The sequence below is a fragment of the Streptomyces sp. NPDC086080 genome (assembly GCF_044540255.1).
Lineage (GTDB): Bacteria > Actinomycetota > Actinomycetes > Streptomycetales > Streptomycetaceae > Streptomyces.
Genome location: NZ_JBITRU010000016.1, coordinates 158,271 through 174,498 on the forward strand (window position 1 = coordinate 158,271; position 16,228 = coordinate 174,498).

14 protein-coding genes are annotated in these 16,228 nt (G+C 74.9%); 3 read left to right on the top strand and 11 right to left on the bottom strand.

The window, feature by feature from the left end; genetic code table 11:
• The first annotated feature begins 743 nt into the window (after nucleotides 1–743).
• From ACIF9R_RS20445 to ACIF9R_RS20455, 3 genes are read left to right on the top strand one after another with little or no spacing between them, the layout of a single operon-like run.
• On the top strand, nucleotides 744–1,958 hold the full coding sequence (locus ACIF9R_RS20445) for a lycopene cyclase family protein (RefSeq protein WP_399981850.1): 1,215 nt from the start codon (nucleotides 744–746) through the stop codon (nucleotides 1,956–1,958).
• Nucleotides 1,955–2,704, top strand: a complete 750-nt coding sequence (locus tag ACIF9R_RS20450; RefSeq protein WP_399981853.1) for a class I SAM-dependent methyltransferase — start codon at nucleotides 1,955–1,957, stop codon at nucleotides 2,702–2,704. Before ACIF9R_RS20445 ends, ACIF9R_RS20450 begins: the two co-directional genes overlap by 4 nt.
• Nucleotides 2,701–4,266: an FAD-dependent oxidoreductase gene (locus ACIF9R_RS20455; protein ID WP_399981856.1), complete on the top strand. Its 1,566-nt coding sequence runs from the start codon at nucleotides 2,701–2,703 to the stop codon at nucleotides 4,264–4,266. Before ACIF9R_RS20450 ends, ACIF9R_RS20455 begins: the two co-directional genes overlap by 4 nt.
• A gap of 445 nt (nucleotides 4,267–4,711) precedes the next feature.
• On the opposite strand, the gene ACIF9R_RS20460 is transcribed toward ACIF9R_RS20455, so the two are convergent.
• The 11 genes from ACIF9R_RS20460 to ACIF9R_RS20510 form a co-directional block, all read right to left on the bottom strand.
• The gene (locus ACIF9R_RS20460) at nucleotides 4,712–5,722 is read right to left on the bottom strand and encodes a DUF5914 domain-containing protein (RefSeq protein WP_399981859.1); all 1,011 of its coding nucleotides are present in this window, start codon (nucleotides 5,720–5,722) and stop codon (nucleotides 4,712–4,714) included.
• Entirely contained in the window at nucleotides 5,719–6,714 is a 996-nt protein-coding gene (locus ACIF9R_RS20465; protein ID WP_399981862.1) for a phytoene/squalene synthase family protein, read from the bottom strand. The genes ACIF9R_RS20460 and ACIF9R_RS20465 overlap by 4 nt, the downstream gene beginning before the upstream one ends.
• On the bottom strand, nucleotides 6,701–8,302 hold the full coding sequence (gene crtI / locus ACIF9R_RS20470) for a phytoene desaturase family protein (protein WP_399981865.1): 1,602 nt from the start codon (nucleotides 8,300–8,302) through the stop codon (nucleotides 6,701–6,703). Before crtI ends, ACIF9R_RS20465 begins: the two co-directional genes overlap by 14 nt.
• Nucleotides 8,299–9,441, bottom strand: a complete 1,143-nt coding sequence (locus ACIF9R_RS20475) for a polyprenyl synthetase family protein (protein ID WP_399981867.1) — start codon at nucleotides 9,439–9,441, stop codon at nucleotides 8,299–8,301. Before ACIF9R_RS20475 ends, crtI begins: the two co-directional genes overlap by 4 nt.
• Before the next feature lie 178 nt (nucleotides 9,442–9,619).
• Nucleotides 9,620–10,993 (bottom strand): cryptochrome/photolyase family protein, encoded by a 1,374-nt coding sequence (locus ACIF9R_RS20480; protein WP_399981870.1) that lies wholly within the window; start codon nucleotides 10,991–10,993, stop codon nucleotides 9,620–9,622.
• 74 nt (nucleotides 10,994–11,067) lie between these two features.
• Nucleotides 11,068–12,639: an SDR family oxidoreductase gene (locus tag ACIF9R_RS20485; RefSeq protein ID WP_399981873.1), complete on the bottom strand. Its 1,572-nt coding sequence runs from the start codon at nucleotides 12,637–12,639 to the stop codon at nucleotides 11,068–11,070.
• 315 nt (nucleotides 12,640–12,954) lie between these two features.
• Nucleotides 12,955–13,851, bottom strand: coding sequence for an SDR family oxidoreductase (locus tag ACIF9R_RS20490; protein ID WP_399981876.1), 897 nt, complete (start codon nucleotides 13,849–13,851; stop codon nucleotides 12,955–12,957).
• Nucleotides 13,852–13,912: 61 nt separating this feature from the next.
• Nucleotides 13,913–14,092 (bottom strand): hypothetical protein, encoded by a 180-nt coding sequence (locus tag ACIF9R_RS20495; protein ID WP_399981878.1) that lies wholly within the window; start codon nucleotides 14,090–14,092, stop codon nucleotides 13,913–13,915.
• A gap of 115 nt (nucleotides 14,093–14,207) precedes the next feature.
• Nucleotides 14,208–14,600, bottom strand: a complete 393-nt coding sequence (locus ACIF9R_RS20500) for a hypothetical protein (RefSeq protein WP_399981880.1) — start codon at nucleotides 14,598–14,600, stop codon at nucleotides 14,208–14,210.
• Between the two features lie 68 nt (nucleotides 14,601–14,668).
• Nucleotides 14,669–15,298, bottom strand: a complete 630-nt coding sequence (locus ACIF9R_RS20505; RefSeq protein WP_399981883.1) for a class F sortase — start codon at nucleotides 15,296–15,298, stop codon at nucleotides 14,669–14,671.
• Nucleotides 15,291–16,127 (bottom strand): DUF4397 domain-containing protein, encoded by an 837-nt coding sequence (locus ACIF9R_RS20510; RefSeq protein WP_399981885.1) that lies wholly within the window; start codon nucleotides 16,125–16,127, stop codon nucleotides 15,291–15,293. The genes ACIF9R_RS20505 and ACIF9R_RS20510 overlap by 8 nt, the downstream gene beginning before the upstream one ends.
• Between the last annotated feature and the right edge of the window lie 101 nt (nucleotides 16,128–16,228).

The following is a 16,228-nucleotide window of genomic DNA, read 5'->3' on the forward strand; positions in this document are numbered from 1 at the left end:
ACACCGCGGGGCACCGGGTGCCGCCGTCGCGGGCGCGAACCTGTCCGGTCCGGCCTGCGCACAGGCTCCGTGCCGGGCCGGACCGCGGGTGGCTCCGCCGGAGGCGTCCGACGGCGCGGGAACGTCGTCGCGCACGCTCCGAACCGGCCGGTGCGCTTCGCAGGTGCCACGGCGCCGGGCATACGTGCCGTACGGCAGGCACGCCCCGCCCCGGGGCGGCGGGGGTGCCGCCGCGAAGCCGGTCGGGGCCGGCCGCATCCGGGGAGGGCCGTCCGGCCGAAGCAGTGATCGATCCCGTGTGACTCCCCGATCCCGTACCCGGAGTGAAGAGTGGAAGTGAGCGGCGCATGTCTCCCGGTGGCCGGTGCCACCGGTGTCCCGGGCGGTGCGTTCACCGCCGAGCCGGCCGGCCGGGGTGTCTGCGGGGCCGCCCCCGCCCGACGCGAACGGAGCCGCCCGGCCGCTGCCGCGCGGCCCTGCCCGGATATCCCGACCACCCTCGGCCACCCCGCGCCCGCTCCGTTCTCCCGCGCCGTACCCGGAACCGTGGGACGCGGACCGTCGATCGCCCCGCCTCCCCGGCGCCCTGACACCGGCCGCCACGTCGCGGGCACCGCAGCCCCGCCACCCGGGGGCGGTAACCCCCGTCCGACGGCCGACGCCGTCGCGGACGCGCCGGCGGCGGACGCCGGACGCCTGGGCTCCGGCCCGGTCGGGACGCCCGTCGTCGAGTGGCGGGCCCGGTGACGCGTCACGCCGCCGACCTGTCCGACGTGGTCATCCTCGGTGGCGGAGCGGCCGGCCTCAGCCTCGCCCACCGGCTGACCGGGACGGGTACCGTCTCCGTGACCGTGGTCGAGCCCCCGGACGGCCCGCTGCGCCCGGCGGAGCGGACCTGGTGCTACTGGGACCAGGACGCCACGGACCTCGACGACGTCGTCAGCGCGTCCTGGTCCGTGCTGCGGGTGCACGGTGCCGACGGCCGGGAAGTCGTCGTCGACCCGGCCCCGTTCACCTACCGCATGGTGCGCTCCGCACCGTTCGAACGGCAGGTCCACGCACTCCTCGCCCGTTCACCGGGCGGACGGCTCCTGCGTGCGACGGCGGACTCGGTGCGCGACGTGCCCGGCGGCGCGGAGATCGCGTGCACGCTCCCCACCGGCGATCCCCTGACCCTGCGTGCCCGGCGCGTGTTCGACTCGCGGCCGGTGCACGACCCGCCGCCCGCCCGGACCCGGATGCTCCAGCACTTCCGCGGCTGGTTCGTCCGTACCGGCACCGACCGGTTCGACCCCGCGGTCGCCGACCTGATGGACTTCCGCGTGCCCCAGCCGGCGCACGGCCTCGCCTTCGGGTACGTCCTGCCGCTGGCCCCCGACCGGGCGCTCGTGGAGTACACCGAGTTCTCCGGGAGCGCGCTGACCATCAGCGCGTACGAGTCGGCACTCGACCGGTACTGCCAGGACGTCCTGGGGCTCGGCGCGCTCACCGTGGAACGGACGGAACAGGGTGTCATCCCCATGACCGACGCCCGCTTCCCCCGGCGGTCCGGGGCGGCCGTCTTCCGTATCGGGACCGCCGGCGGCGCGACCCGGCCGGCCACCGGCTACACCTTCGCCGCGGTGCAACGCCAGAGCAGGGCCATCGCCGCCGCCCTGCGTGACGGGCACGGAACCGTTCCCGCCCCGCACGGGCGCCGCGCGCTGGCCATGGACGCGGTACTGCTGCGCGCCCTGGACACCGGGCGGATCGACGGGCCGGACTTCTTCACGAACCTGTTCCGCCGCGTCCCGGCCGAGCGCCTGCTGCGCTTCCTCGACGGCGCCACCTCACCGGCCGAGGACTGGAGCATCGGGCTGCGCACCCCCGTCCGGCCGATGCTCCGCACGGCAGCCGAACTGCCCTTCCTGCCCCGCCGCTCCCGGCCCCCCGCAAGAAACGGAGAGAGCCCCCGATGAGCCTCCTGCGCGACCACGACCTGGCCCGCGCCTTCGACCACGCCTCCCGCACCTACGACCACCTCACCTCCCTCAACCCCGGATACCGCACCGACCTCCTGCGCTCGGCCCGTCGCCTCCGGCTCCCCGACGACGGGGCCGGACTGCACGTCCTCGACCTCGGCTGCGGCACCGGCGCCTCGACCCTGGCCCTGCTCAGGGCCGCGCCCCGGGCCCGCATCACCGCGGTGGACGCCTCTGCGGGCATGCTGAGCCGCGCCCTGGCCAAGCCGTGGCCCGCACGCGTGCGCTTCCTGCACCTGACCGCCGAGGAGGTCGCGGCGGCCGGCGAGGGTCCCTTCGACGCGGTCTTCGCCGCCTACCTCTTCCGGAACGCCACCGATCCGGACGCGCTCCTGCACAGTGTCCGGTCCCTGCTGCGGCCGGGCGGACGTCTCGCCGTCCACGAGTACAGCCTCAGCGGCTCGCGGGCGCACCGGGCCCTGTGGACGGCCGTGTGCCGCGGCCTCGTCATCCCGGCGGGCACGCTCACCGGCGACCGCGCCCTGTACCACCACCTCTGGCACAGCGTCCTCACCTTCGACACCGCTCCCGCCTTCTCCGGCCGGCTGACGCGAGCCGGTTTCACCGGAGTGCGCGTCGCCCCCGTCGCCGGATGGCAGACCGGCATCGTGCACACCTTCCTGGCCCGGAGCGGCCCACTCGCCCCGGACGGCCCGACCACGACGAAGGAGCAGGCCCGGTGACCGCCCCTCTCCCCGCCGCCCGGCGCGGCCGCGACCGCAAGGCGGAGATCCTGCCGCCCCCACCCGGAGGGGATCGCTTCCGGCGCGGGGACGAACCGTCCGTCGCCGTGATCGGCGGCGGCATCGCCGGTCTCGCCGCCGCCACCCTGCTGGCCGAACGCGGCGCCCGCGTCACCCTCTACGAGCGGGAGGACTCGCTCGGCGGCCGGCTCTCCGGCCGGCCGACCAGGCTCACGGACGGCTCGCGGGTGACCATGACCCGCGGCTTCCACGCGTTCTTCCGCCAGTACTACAACCTCCGCGGCCTGCTCCGTCGTACCGACCCCGCGCTCGCCCGGCTCACCCCCCTGCCCGACTACCCCCTGCGGCACAGCGGCGGCCTGACCGACAGCTTCGCCCGGGTCCCCAGAACCCCGCCGTTCAGCGCGCTCGGATTCGTCGCCCTGAGCCCCACCTTCGGCTGGCGGGACCTGGCCGCCATGGACGCCCGGGCGGCGCTCCCGCTCCTCGACGTGCGCGTGCCCGAGGTGTACGAGCGTTTCGACGAGGTCACCGCCACCGATTTCCTGGAGCGGGTGCGCTTCCCCGAAGCCGCGCACCACCTGGCGTTCGAGGTGTTCTCACGCAGCTTCTTCGCCGACCCGCGCGAACTGTCCGCCGCCGAACTGCTGCTGATGTTCCACATCTACTTCCTCGGATCGGCCGAGGGCCTGCTCTTCGACGTGCCGGGCGAGCCCTTTCCCCAGGCACTCTGGGACCCGCTCGGCGACTACCTCGGGCGGCTCGGGGCCGACATCCGTACCGGAACCCCCGTACACACCGTCCTCCCCCGTGCCGACGGAGGAGCGGAGGTGCACACCGGCGGCGGCGCCGATCGCCACCAGGCGGTGGTACTCGCCTGCGACACCGGGGGACTGCGCCGGATCGTCGACGCGTCTCCCGGCCTGGGCACGCCCGCCTGGCGCGGCGACGTGGCCGCCCTGCGCACCGCCCCGCCGTTCCTCGTCTCCCGGCTGTGGCTGGACCGGCCGGTCCGCTCCGAACGCCCCGGGTTCCTCGGGACCAGCGGCTACGGAGGCCTGGACAACATCAGCGTCCTGGAGCGGTACGAGGGCGAAGCCGCCCGCTGGGCGGCACGCAACGGTGGTTCGGTGGTGGAACTGCACGCCTACGCCGTGGATCCCGCGGCGGAACCGAAGGAGGTGCAGGACCTGCTCGTCGACCGGCTGCGCCAGGTGTACCCGGAGACTGAAGAGGCGCGCGTCGTCGACGCCCGGCACGAGTGGCGGTCGGACTGCCCGCTCTTCCCGGTCGGTTCGCACCGCCGGCGCCCCACCGTGCGCACTCCGCACCGGTGGCTGACCCTGGCCGGTGACGCGATCCGCTGCGACCTCCCGGTCGCCCTCATGGAACGGGCCGCCACCACCGGCTTCCTCGCGGCGAACGCCCTGCTCGGCGGATGGGGTGTACGGGGCCAGGTGCTGTGGACGGTGCCCCGGGCGGGCCGTTCACCCCTGCTCCGGGCACTCGGCGCGGTCGCGGGACGACACCCGTCCCCCTGACCACCCGCCGCCCGACGACCCCGAGGGGCGCCGGAACCCGGCGCGGAGTCCCGGATGCGCCGCTGAGGCCGGGCGCTGGCCAGTACGGTGCACCGCCGTGGAGCGCGAGACCAACCGCGCCGAGGCGCTGGCCCGCCGGCGCCACGTTCAGGCCGAGTCGGAGGCCAGGTCCAGCGCGGCGCTGCTGGAGGCACAGGCCCTCGACATCCGCGCGGTGACCGCGGCACAGGCGCCGGCGATCCCCGAGTACCGCCTCGCCGCCCGGAAGCCGCCGAAGGCACCCGTACCCGGCGACGGCCGCGCTCTCCTCGTGCCACGGCGGCCGCCGGCGGACACACGAGGACGCCGGCCGCGCCGACGGCGGTGTGGCCCCCTCGGGCCTGTCGCGAACACGGCGTCGTCACCCGAAGGGCGGCGGGCGCCGCGTTCGCGACAGGCCCCGGGGTCAGCCGGGAAAGCGTCCGGTGCTGCGCAGCGCCCAGCGGCGCTCGGCGTAGGCCAGGTCGTCGCGCCACAGACGCCCGGCCGTCCGGCGCATCAGGGGGCGCAGCACGGGCGCGGCGGCCCGGGCCACCGCGAAGCCGCGCCGGTCCGAGGTGGCCACGACCGCCTCGACCACGGCCGTCCGGGGATGTGTGTCGTCCCTGCCCGTCAGCGGGGTCGCGTGTGTCTCCACCACGGAAGCGGCCCCTTCGCCGTCGGTGATGCGCATGACGACCGTACGGGGCTCCGGCGCGGTGAACTCGGCCCGTACCGGCACGACCAGACGCCCGGCCACCCGGAAGGAGACATCGACGACGAACGCGTCGTCCTCATCGCCCTGGGGCTCCCGGACCACGGACAGATCGACGAACGAGTAGGGGTGGAACCACGAGCCGTGCCACGGGTCGAGCCGGTTGGCCACCACGTCCTGGGGTTCGCACCGTCCCACCGCCGTGTACACGGCGTCCACCCCACTGCCGGCCGCGGGCCGTTCGGGGACGACCGGACGCTCGGTGGGCTCCTCGCCGCCCACCTCGTCCAGCCGTACCCAGACCAGTACGCCGTCGTCGTGCACCGGGAACGGCCGCCAGCCGGCGAACGGTGAACCGTTCAGGCCCAGTCCGTGCCAGTGGCACACCAGCGTGCCGCACACCACCCGGCTGTCCCGCAGCGGAGCGCCGAGATGGGGGCAGACGCCCGGACCCGCGTGCAGCTCACCGGTGTCCGAGCGCCACACCACCACCTCCACCCCACCGACCGTCCTGCCGTACGGGCGATCCGCGGCGCGCACGTTCCGGGAGGCACCGACCACGAACCAGTTGCCCGAAGGACGGGCGGACGCCCGCGCGAGAGCCTTCGAGATCAGCGCCGGCCGCGCCTCGCGCCAGGTCGGTGTCTGCGTCGCCCAGTCCGGGCCACGACGCCGGCGCCGCAGCGGTGGCGTCCAGCGCGCGCGGCCCCCTCGCTCCTTCACCGCACCGGTTCCTTCCACTCGACCGGGCCGGCGCCCGCCGCGGCCGTCCGGCGCGGGGCGCGCGCCCGCCACCGGGCGGCGGCGACTCCCAGCGCACCGCCCGCGGCCAGGGCCGCACGGCGCCGCCGGGAGACCACCGCACGGCGGTGCAGCACGGTGTAGTCCTGCTCCGCGATCGCGTCGAGGATGCCCCCGTACAGGGCGAACGCGGTGCGGATGCAGGGACGTACGCGCGGATCGAGCAGGGCGATGCCCGGCTCCGCCGCCCGGTACACCTCCCGCGTCATGGCCTCCGCCGCGACAAGGGCCGCACGGATCCGCGGGTCGTGGCGGCCGGTGCGCCGGCTCCACTCAAGCAGCGGCCGGTCCACGCCGTGGGCGGCCAGCAGGTCCCCGGGCAGATAGACACGGCCGCGGTCGAGGTCCTCGCCCACGTCCCGCAGGAAGTTGGTGAGCTGGAACGCCACACCGAGGTCCGCGGCGTGCGGTGCCGCCTCCTCGTGGGGCACGACCGTACCCAGTACCGGGAGCATCTGCAGGCCGATCACCGCGGCCGAACCGTGGACATAGCCCTGGAGGTCCGCGTAGGTGGGGTAGTCCGTGACCGTCAGGTCGGCACGCATCGAGGACAGGAAGTCGGCGAAGAGCGCGTGCTCGATCCCGTACCGGCTCGCGGTGTCGGCCACGGCCCGGACCACGGGTTCGTCCCCGTCTCCGGCCCGCAGCCCATGCGCGAGGTCGCTCTCGAGACGGCCCAGCAGCCGGTCGCGTTCCTCGGGCGTCCGGTGCCGGTCGAGGTCGTCCACGATGTCGTCGGCCCAGCGGGCGAAGCCGTACAGGGCGTGCACGGCCGAGCGGCGTTCCAGCGGCAGCAGCCGGGTGGCCAGGAAGTAGCTCTTGCCGTGACGGGCGTTGAGCTGCCGGCACCGGGTGTATGCGGCGCGCAGCGCGGGCTCGGTGATCCCGGCCGCGTCCAGTTCACGACGGGTCATGAGCACCTGCCGGGGTGGGAGCGGTGGGCGCGGGAGCGGCCGTCGGGGGAGCGGCCGCCAGGGGAGCGGCCGCCAGGGGAGCACGCGTGCGCACGCCGGGCCGGCCGGCGCCGCCGGTGACGCGAGCGGCGGCCAGTTTGCCGCTGACGAGCACCGTGGGTACGCCGACGCCCGGGGTGGTCCCGCAGCCCGCCAGGACCACGTTCTCCACCCCGCGCACGAGGTTGCGCGGCCGGAAGGGCCCGGTCTGGGCGAACGTGTGGGAGACCGAGAAGGGGCTGCCCGCCGCGTGACCCCGGGCCGTCCAGTCGAGGGGGGTCACCAGAAGTTCCTCCCGCACGCTGTCCGCGAACCCGTCCAGGCCCCGGCGTTCCAGTTCCCCGACCAGGCGGTCCCGGTAGCGCGGGCCGAGGTCCCGCCAGGCCGCGGCCCCGGGCCCGACCGTGGTGTTGGGGCAGGGGGCGAGCACGTAGTGGAGGTGCCCGCCGGGCGGCGCCAGGCCGGGATCGTGCGTGGTCGGACGGGTGATCAGCAACGACGGGTCGCTCATCAGCTCGCCCGAGCGGGTGAGCTCGTCGAAGGTGCGCTCCCACGCGGCGCCGAAGGAGAGCGTGTGGTGGGCCAGCTGGGGCCAGGTGCGGTCGGTCCCGGCGTGCAGGACCACCGCGGACGGCGCGTGCCGCAGCGGCACCGGGCGCCGGGGCCGGCGCCCCAGCAGCCGGTAGGCGGCGGGCAGTTCACAGGTCAGTACCACCGCGTCGCACGGAATCCGCTCACCGGAGGACAGCCGGACGGCCCGCACCCGGCCCGCCGAGCGCTCCAGCCCGCTCACCTCGGACGTCCAGCGCAGCTCGGCGCCGGCCTCCGCCGCCGCGTCGGCCATGGCCCGGGGGAGCGCGTGCATGCCTCCCTTCGGGAACCAGACGCCGGCCACGGTGTCCATGTACGCGATCACGGCGTAGGCCGCGAGCGCCCGGGCCGGGGCCACACCGGCGTACAGCGCCTGGAAGGAGAAGACACGCCGCAGACGGTCGTCGGAGAGGAAACGGCCGATACGGGCGTCCAGCCGCCCGAACCCGCCCAGCGCCGCAAGACGGGCCAGATCGGGGTGCAGCAGCCGGAAGGGGGAGTCGAAGTTGGTGTCGATGAAACGGCCCATCTGCGCCCGGTACAGACGCTCCAGCCACTGCCGCAGACCGCGGTACCCGGCCGCCTCGGCCGGTCCGGCGAAGCGTCGCACCTCCGCCTCCATCGCCTCGCCGTCGGTGTGCACGTCGAGCGAGGAGCCGTCCGCGAAGCACGCCCGGTAGGCCGGATCCAGGGGCATCAGCTCGACCCGGCGGTGGAGGCTGTCGCCGACCGCGGCGAACGCCTCGTCGGCCAGGTGCGGCATGGTCAGCACCGTGGGGCCGGTGTCCACCTGGTAGCCGCCCAGTCGCAGCCGGCCGGCCCGGCCGCCCGGGCCGGCGTCCCGTTCGACGAGCGTGACCCGGCGGCCCGCACCCAGCAGATGCAGGGCACAGGCCAGTCCGGACAGACCGGCACCCACCACGACGACATGGTCGGTGCGTCCCGGCACCTTTCTCACGCGACCTCCTCGGCACGGCGCGGAGCCACGCCCGACGCACGTTCGACCAGCGCGGCGAACTCGTCCCGCACGGCGGGGTGGGCGCCGGTGCGCGCGAAGTGGCCGAGGCTCAGGGTCGTCAGCTCCACGATCTTCGCCTCCACCACCTCCCGGGCACCGGTGCGTTCCATGACCGCCCGCACCCGCTCGACGGCGTGCTCCGAGCGGGTGTCGGCGTCCGGGGCGAGGGTGGCGGCGGCGTGGTGGTCCCCGGCGGTGTCGGCGAGCTGGAGGGCGATGGCCAGGAGGTAGGTGAGCTTGCGTGACCGCAGGTCGTCGCCGGCCGGTTTACCGGTCAGTGCCGGGTCGCCGAAGGCGCCGAGGAGGTCGTCGCGGAGCTGGAAGGCCAGACCGGCGCACCGGCCGGCCGCCCGCAGCGCGTCCAGGGTACGGTCACCGGCTCCGGCCAGTGCCCCGCCCAGGGCGAGGGGACGGGCGACGGTGTACAGGGCGCTCTTCAGGGTGGCGATGTCCAGCGCCTCGTCGACGCGTGACGAACGGGTGGCCTGGGCGCGCAGGTCGCGGTACTGCCCGGCGACCATCTCGGTCCGCATCGCCCGCCACTCCTCGTGCAGTCGCGGGCCGTGCGGCGTGTCGAGCGCGGTCTCCGTCAGCAGGTCGTCCGCCCACGCGAGGGCCAGGTCACCGGCGAGCACCGCGGAGGAGGTCCCGAACGTCTCCGCCGAGCCGTGCATGCCCCCGGCCCAGTGGGCGCGCGCCAGTTCGACGTGGAGGGCGGGGCCTCCCCTGCGCATCAACGATCCGTCCATCACGTCGTCGTGGGCGAGGGCGCACGCCTGGAGCAGTTCGAGGGCGGCACCCGTGCGCAGCACCGCGGTGGCGTCGCCCGATCCGCCCGCCGCCCGCCAGCCGCACAACGCGAAGGCCGTGCGCAGCCGCTTACCGCCCCGCGCGACCAGTGCGCCCACCCGCTCGGCCAGTTCCCGGGCGAAGACCGGATCGACCGCGCGGGACTGACGCAGTCGCGCGTGGAGGATCTGTTCCAGGACGGTGTCGGCATCGTCGGCGGCGTCGGACGGGGTGAGAGGGTCGTCGACGGGTCCGGCCGGTGCGACCGCCACAGGCGGCAGTCCAAGCATGCACAACCCCTTCTCGCTTTCGGATATCCGCATACCCGTGCTTCCGCCGAGTGCCCTGGTACGGATGCGCTGATTCCTACCCGGTGCGGCCCCGGTCCGGGACAGTCTCACCTCAGCGGCCCATCGGTGCCCCTTTCCTGGCGGTGTGTCACCCGGTCGGTGCACGGCGGGTGCCTCCTCACTCGCGGCCGCGGGCCCGCTTGAAGCGCGCGAGCCCGTCGGCGAGGTCGACGAGCGGTGCGGGGTAGCCGAGTGCCTCCCGCCGGTCCGCCGGGAGCCGCCACGGCTCGTGCACCGCCCTGCCCTCCAGGTCCGACAGCTCGGGGACCCAGCGGCGCACATACGCACCGTCGGGGTCGAACCGCTTCGCCTGGACGAGCGGGTTGAGGACCCGGTGGGGACGGGTGTCGGTCCCGGTGCCGGCGACCCACTGCCAGTTGAGCTGGTTGTTGACGACGTCGCCGTCGACGAGCAGGTCCAGGAAGTGCCGTGCGCCGATCCGCCAGTCCACGTACAGCGTCTTGGTCAGGAAGCTCGCCACCAGCAGCCGCGCGCGGTTGTGCATCCAGCCCTCGTGGGACAGCTGGCGCATGGCCGCGTCGACGACCGGATATCCCGTGCGCCCCTCCCGCCAGGCGGCGATGTCCTCGGCGGCGTCCGCCTCGCCGCGCCAGCGGTCGTGGCGTGTGCGGTAGTCCTTCACCGACACCTCGGGCCGGGCCGCCAGCACCTGGTGGTGGAAGTCCCGCCAGCACACCTGGCGCACGAACGCGTCCGCGCCGGGACCGCCGTGCTCACGGGCCCGCTGGACGACTTCCACCGGTGAGAGGGCTCCGAAGTGGAGGTACGGCGACAGCCGCGAGGTTCCGTCACCGGCCAGGTCGTCGTGCCGGTCCGCGTACCGGGAGAGCCCGGACCGGGACCAGCGCGCGAACCGGTCGCGCCCGGCCGTCTCCCCGCCGGCCGGAAGACCGGGCGACGTGCCCGGCACCTCCGCGCGCTCGGGCACCGGCAGGCCGCGCACCGCGTCGGGGACGGGCACGGAGCCCGGCGCGGGGAGGGGTTCCCGCAGCCGCTCCCGGTCCCAGCGGCGCGCGTAGGGGGTGAACACGGCGAAGTGGTCGGAGCCGACGGGTGTCACCGCCCCGGGGGCGACGGCGGTGATCACCGTCTCGTGCACGCGCAGGGCCACGCCGCCGGCGCCGAGGCGCTCGCGCAGCCGCTCCTCACGGTGGTGGGCGTAGGAGGTGACTCCCGCGGCCATGTGGACCTCGGTGGCCCCGCACTCGGCGGCGACCGCGCCGACCTCCCGGGCGACCGCCCCCGCGCGGACGACGAGCCGGCCGCCGCGGCGGCGCAGTGAGGCGTCGAGGTCCCGCAGACAGTCGGCGAGGAAGGCCCGCCGGTTGGGGGCGTCGAAGCCGGCCGCGTGGATCCCGGGGTCCAGCACGAACAGCGGCACCACCTCGTCCGCCGCCTTCAGCGCGGCGCGCAGCGGCGGATGGTCGTGCAGACGCAGGTCCGAGGTGAACAGAACGAGCGCGACGGTCATGGTGTCACTCCAAGTGCGGTGCCGCGGGGGCGAGACGGTCCGTGCAGGCCGTGCAGGCCGTGCAGGCGTGGCGCCTACTGCCGGGCACTTCTGCCGGCGCGGGGGCGACGGACGCGCTCGGCACGCCGATCACTCCCGCGGGCGGTCAGGCCCTTGGCGGCCGTCCGGGTGATGTTGCGGGCCATACCGCCGAAGACGACGGCGTGGAAGGGGGAGATGGACCACCAGTAGGCGTGGCCGAGCAGCCCTCGCGGGTGGAACAGGGCGCGCTGCCGGTAGTGGGTCCGGCCCTGGGCGTCCGTCTCGACGTACATCTCCAGCCACGCCAGTCCCGGCAGCCGCATCTCCGCCCGCAGCCGCAGCAGGCGTCCCGGCTCGATCTCCTCGACGCGCCAGAAGTCCAGCGAGTCACCGACCCGCAGGTGCTCCGCGTCGCGTCGTCCGCGGCGCAGACCGACACCACCGACGAACCGGTCCAGCCGGCCGCGCACCGCCCAGGCGAGCGGAAACGAGTACCAGCCGTGGTCGCCCCCGATTCCCTCGATCACCGTCCACAGTGCCTGCGGGGACGCGTCGACGGGAAGCCGTCTCTCGTCCTGGTAGAGACTGCCGCCGGCCCAGTCGGGGTCGGTGGGGAGCGGATCGCTGGGCGCTCCCGGGACCGACGCGGACGACCAGCGGGTGGCCACCCGGGCCTCTCGGACCCTGCGCAGGGCCAGCGCCAGGGCCTCGTCGAACGGCAGAGGGTGTCCCGGAGGGTCGGGGACGTACCGGGCGATGTCGTGCTCGTGGCAGACGACCTCGTGACGCAAGGACTCCGTCAGGGGCCGGGCGATGGCGGCCGGAACCGGAGTGACCAGGCCGATCCAGTGACTGGACAGCCGGGGAGTGAGCACCGGTACCGGCACGATGACGCGGCGGCGGAGGCCGGCCGCGGCGGCGTAGCGGGTCATCATCTCCCGGTAGGTGAGGACGTCCGGTCCGCAGATGTCGAAGGCCCGGTCGACATCGTCCGGCATGGTGGCGGAGCCGGCCAGGTAGCGCAGCACGTCGCGGACCCCGATGGGCTGCGTGCGGGTCTGCACCCAACTGGGGGTCACCATGACCGGCAGCCGCTCGGTCAGATAGCGCAGCATCTCGAACGAGGCCGACCCCGAGCCGATGACGACCGCCGCCCGCAGCACGGTCGCGGGCACCGGGGAGTCGAGGAAGATATGGCCGACCTCGGCGCGGGAGCGCAGATGCGGGGAGAGGGAAGCCTCGGGAACGTCCCGCGGTGTCAGACCGCCCAGGTAGACGATTCGCCGGACGCCTGCCGCGTGTGCCTGCTCCGCGAAGATCCGCGCCGCACGGCGGTCCGTGTCCTCGAAATCCGCACCGGAGCCGAGGGCGTGCACCAGGTAGTAGGCGACGTCGACACCGCGCATGGCCTCGGCGACCGAAGGCGCGTCGGTGACGTCCCCCCGGACACACTCGGCGTCCGCCGCCCAGGGGTGATCGCGCAGCTTGCCGGGGGAGCGGGCCAGGCAGCGGACCCGGTGACCTGCCTCCAGCAGCTCCGGCACCAGACGCCCGCCGATGTACCCGGACGCGCCGGTCACCAGACAGCGCAGCCCCTCCGCGTTCCGTCGTCCGCTCGTCTCCACGCTCTTTCCCTCCGGCTCGTTCCCCGGCACCGTTCCGGTCTCGATCGATCATGACCGCCGTCACGGGACGGCGCCCGTCGCGGCGCGGCTGTCGACGGGGACCGCCGGCAGCGGCGGGTCCGTCTCCCCTCGGCCGTCTCCCGCCGGCGGTCTTCGTTCGGGTGTCTCCCGTCGGCCGTTTTCGTCCGGCCGTCTTCCTGCGGCGTTTCCCCCGGCCCTCGGCCCTCGACACCGGCCGCTGTGCCGCCCGCGTCAGCCCGGCCGGGGCCGCTTCATCCTCGGCACTAGCCGCGTGACGCGTGCGCGGCGGGCCGTTCAACCGCGCGGGGCGTCGGTGCCGGCCGCCTGGTCGGCCCGGCCGCCGGCGCCGAGCAACCCGGTCGCCGAGAACGGCTCCGCGGCGTCGAGCCGTGGCAGTTCGCGTCGCGACAGCAGCGTGACGACGGGCGGCATCGCGGCGCGCACGGCCTGGGCCGCGCGCAGCCAACGCGGTACGTAGACGGCGGGACGCCGTCGCTCGACGGCGGTGACCAGCCGGCCCGCCACATACGCGGCGGGGTACACCTTGCGCGCGGGCGGCGGCATGTGGCCGCGCAACTCCCGCAGAACGGCGTGCCGGTCGGCGTCGCGCACCATGTCGGTGTCCGTCCAGTTGATGTACGCGATGCCCACCCCCACGTGCCGATGGGCGACCTCCGCCTGCAGCGCGTGCGCGAACGACTCGACTCCCGCCTTCGACGCGCAGTAGGCGCTCATCATCGGTGCCGCACCGATCGACGCCAGCGACGCCACCTGCAGGAAATAGCCGCGCGTCTCGAACAGATCGGGCAGGAACGTCCGCGCGGTGACCGCACTGCCGATGAGATTCACCTCGACGACACGACGCCAGACGGCGGGATCCGACTCCGCGAACGGACCGCCCTCCGCCAGTCCGGCGTTGGCGATCACCACCGAGGGCGGGCCGAGCCGCGCCCGGATCCCGGAGGCGGCCAGGCTCATCCCCCGGTCGTCGGTGACGTCGACCTCCCAGCAGGCGGACCGCCCGGCCGGCAGCGAGTCCCTGACCTCTGCCAGCGTGCTCTCCTCGCGGCCCAGGAGCGCCACCGTCGCGCCCCGTTCGACCAGGACCCGGGCCATGGCCGCGCCGATACCGCGCGCGGCTCCGGTCACCACGGCTGTCCGGCCGTGCAGGGGGTTCCGTGCGACCGGCATGGGCGCGGCTCCTTTCCGTGGGGGACTGCGTCGGTGCGGAGGGGGCGTGGCGGGTGGCCGGTCAGTCCTGCCGGTCGCGCCGGGACGTGAGGATGTGCGTGGCGGCCCGCCGGACCGGGACGACGTCCGTGTGCCGGGGCACCGCCTCGGCGGTCGCGCCCGGACCCGCGGTCCCGGTAACGGAATCGGGCGCCCGCGCGAGCGCGCCCGCGGTCGCCTCGGCCAACTGGGTTTCGTCCATGCGTCCTGCCCCCGGTCCGGAGGGAATGCTCGTGATGCCACGATCGCCGTGGTCCGTGGCCGGCGCACCTTCTGGTGGTGCGTCCGCGCCCTTTTCGTGTCCGGCGGCGGCAGGCTCAGCGCCCACGGCGCCACCAGGGGGACCGGAGCCGTCGGCCGGGCCGCCGAGCGGGCTCGCCACCGGCCCCGATCCGGAACCACCGCACGACGAAGAGGCCGGCGGGCCGCCGGAGCGGACTCCGTCCGGACCGTGGGGGCGCGGTGTCCGCGTCCGAAGGCTCCTCGCCGGACAGCTCCTGGACGATCCGGCGCCACACGTGCTCGGGGGGCGCGGTCGGGAGGTCCGCGGCCCCGGCGTCCCGAGCGGCCGTCACGACGCGGATCATCGACGCGAGTTCCCGCCGGCAGCGCGGGCACGTCGCGATGTGCCGCAGGGCGCGGACGTCCTGGTCACCGGTCGTGCGACCCAGCGCCAGCTCCACCAGGTGCGCCGGTTCCACATGGCCCACTGCGACCTCCGGTGTCCTGAGCTCCGAACTGCGGTGTGCACGGGCCGGCCGGACTCATGGAAGCACCGTCAGTTCTCCACCGGCTCCGCCGTGACGACGAGGTTCGCCAGGTAGCCACCCCGTTCGGGCTCGAACGGCGGGGCGCAGGTGATCAGCGTGAGGACCGGGTCGCCCGTCCGGCGGAAGACGGACGGCGGAAGCTCGTCCTTCGGGACGGTGGTGCGCGAGACCACGCGGTAGACCGCCGCCTCCGCCTCCGCCCGCCGCACCTCGACGGTGTCTCCGCGCTCCACGTCGTAGAGGGCGGCGAACTCCCCGAGGTCGCCCGTGTCGCTGTCGACGTGCCCGACGAGCACGGCCGACCCCTGAGGGCTCCCCGGAGCCGGGCCGTAGCGGTACCAGCCGGCCACGGCGGGGTCGTCGGGGACGGTCATGGCTCCCTGCCGGGTGACGCCGACCGCTTCGACGCGGGCGTCGAGACCGATGCCGGGCACCTCGACCCGCACGGGTGGTGCCGCCGGCGCCTCCTGGCCCGGGCCGGCGGACGCGACGGCCACGGCGCTGCGCGCCGACGGTGCGTCTTTGAAGCCGGGCGGGGCCGCGCCCCGTTCCGGCGACTGACCCGCCACGCCGAGGACGGCTGCCAGAGCGGCCGCCGCCACGGCCGCCCCGGCAAGCCGTCGCACGGTGTCAGGCACGCCGGCTCGCGACGCGGCGGGCCACCAGGACACCGGTCACCGCGACGGCTCCGGTCGCCGCGGCCCAGGCGAGCCACTGGTCGGAGGAGTTCTGGGCGGCGGCGGCGCCGTTGCCGCCCGCGTCGACGGCGTTGGGCATCGATTCCATGCCGCTGTACGTCTGGGTCGCGAGGGCCAGGTTCTTGTCCTCGGCGCTGCCCCAGGCGTAGACGACGTTGCTCGTGCCCTCCTTGAGGTCGAGGTCCGCCGGTCCGATGGCCACGGTGTCCGTCCCGGCGAGGACGACGTCGGCGTTCACCGTGCCCGCGTCGACCGCGGCGGTGTCCTCGCCCGGGTTGGTCAGGCCGGTGAAGACGGGCTGTCCGCCGGCCCGTACGTCCACGGCGGGCGCGGCCGCGACATGGCGGACCGTCAGGCGTGCCTGGCCGGCGTCCACCTGCGACACGTCGTCGGTGAAGGCCGTCAGCCGGGGTTCGCCGTCCGCGGAGAGATGGGCGGCGACCGTGGCGGTGGCGCCTTCCGGCACCTTCACCTCCTTCTCCAGGGCCGGCGTGCCGTCGGGGCCCTGGCCCGCTTCGAAGATCTGGATGTCGTAGGTCCCGGCGTCGAGGGACTGCGGTTCGGTCACGGTGCCGGGCTTGAAGTCGCTGAGCAGTTCGTCACCGTTGGCGTAGACGTCGACCGTCATCCCGGGGATGCCGTGGAAGACGGACACCATGGACGTGTCCTGGGCCGCGTCGGAATCCGCCAGGGCGGGTGCGGTCACCCCGAGGGCGAGTGCGCACGCACCGGCCGAGGCGGCGATGACGAGGGGGGTCCGGGAGGTCATGAGGATCAACCCTTCGAGTGGAGTCTCCGCACGCTGCGGAATCTCGTTCTGTTGCTGTTTCCTGGGCGGGTGGTGTCGCGGATGCGCCGGAAGCGGTGCTT

What these genes read in the sequence shown, in the direction of transcription:
- ACIF9R_RS20450 (WP_399981853.1), top strand. Translation starts at nt 1,955, where the DNA reads ATGAGCCTCCTGCGCGACCACGACCTGGCCCGCGCCTTCGACCACGCC.
- ACIF9R_RS20465 (WP_399981862.1), bottom strand. Translation starts at nt 6,714, where the DNA reads ATGACCCGTCGTGAACTGGACGCGGCCGGGATCACCGAGCCCGCGCTG.
- ACIF9R_RS20475 (WP_399981867.1), bottom strand. Translation starts at nt 9,441, where the DNA reads ATGCTTGGACTGCCGCCTGTGGCGGTCGCACCGGCCGGACCCGTCGAC.
- ACIF9R_RS20480 (WP_399981870.1), bottom strand. Translation starts at nt 10,993, where the DNA reads ATGACCGTCGCGCTCGTTCTGTTCACCTCGGACCTGCGTCTGCACGAC.
- ACIF9R_RS20490 (WP_399981876.1), bottom strand. Translation starts at nt 13,851, where the DNA reads ATGCCGGTCGCACGGAACCCCCTGCACGGCCGGACAGCCGTGGTGACC.
- ACIF9R_RS20495 (WP_399981878.1), bottom strand. Translation starts at nt 14,092, where the DNA reads ATGGACGAAACCCAGTTGGCCGAGGCGACCGCGGGCGCGCTCGCGCGG.
- ACIF9R_RS20510 (WP_399981885.1), bottom strand. Translation starts at nt 16,127, where the DNA reads ATGACCTCCCGGACCCCCCTCGTCATCGCCGCCTCGGCCGGTGCGTGC.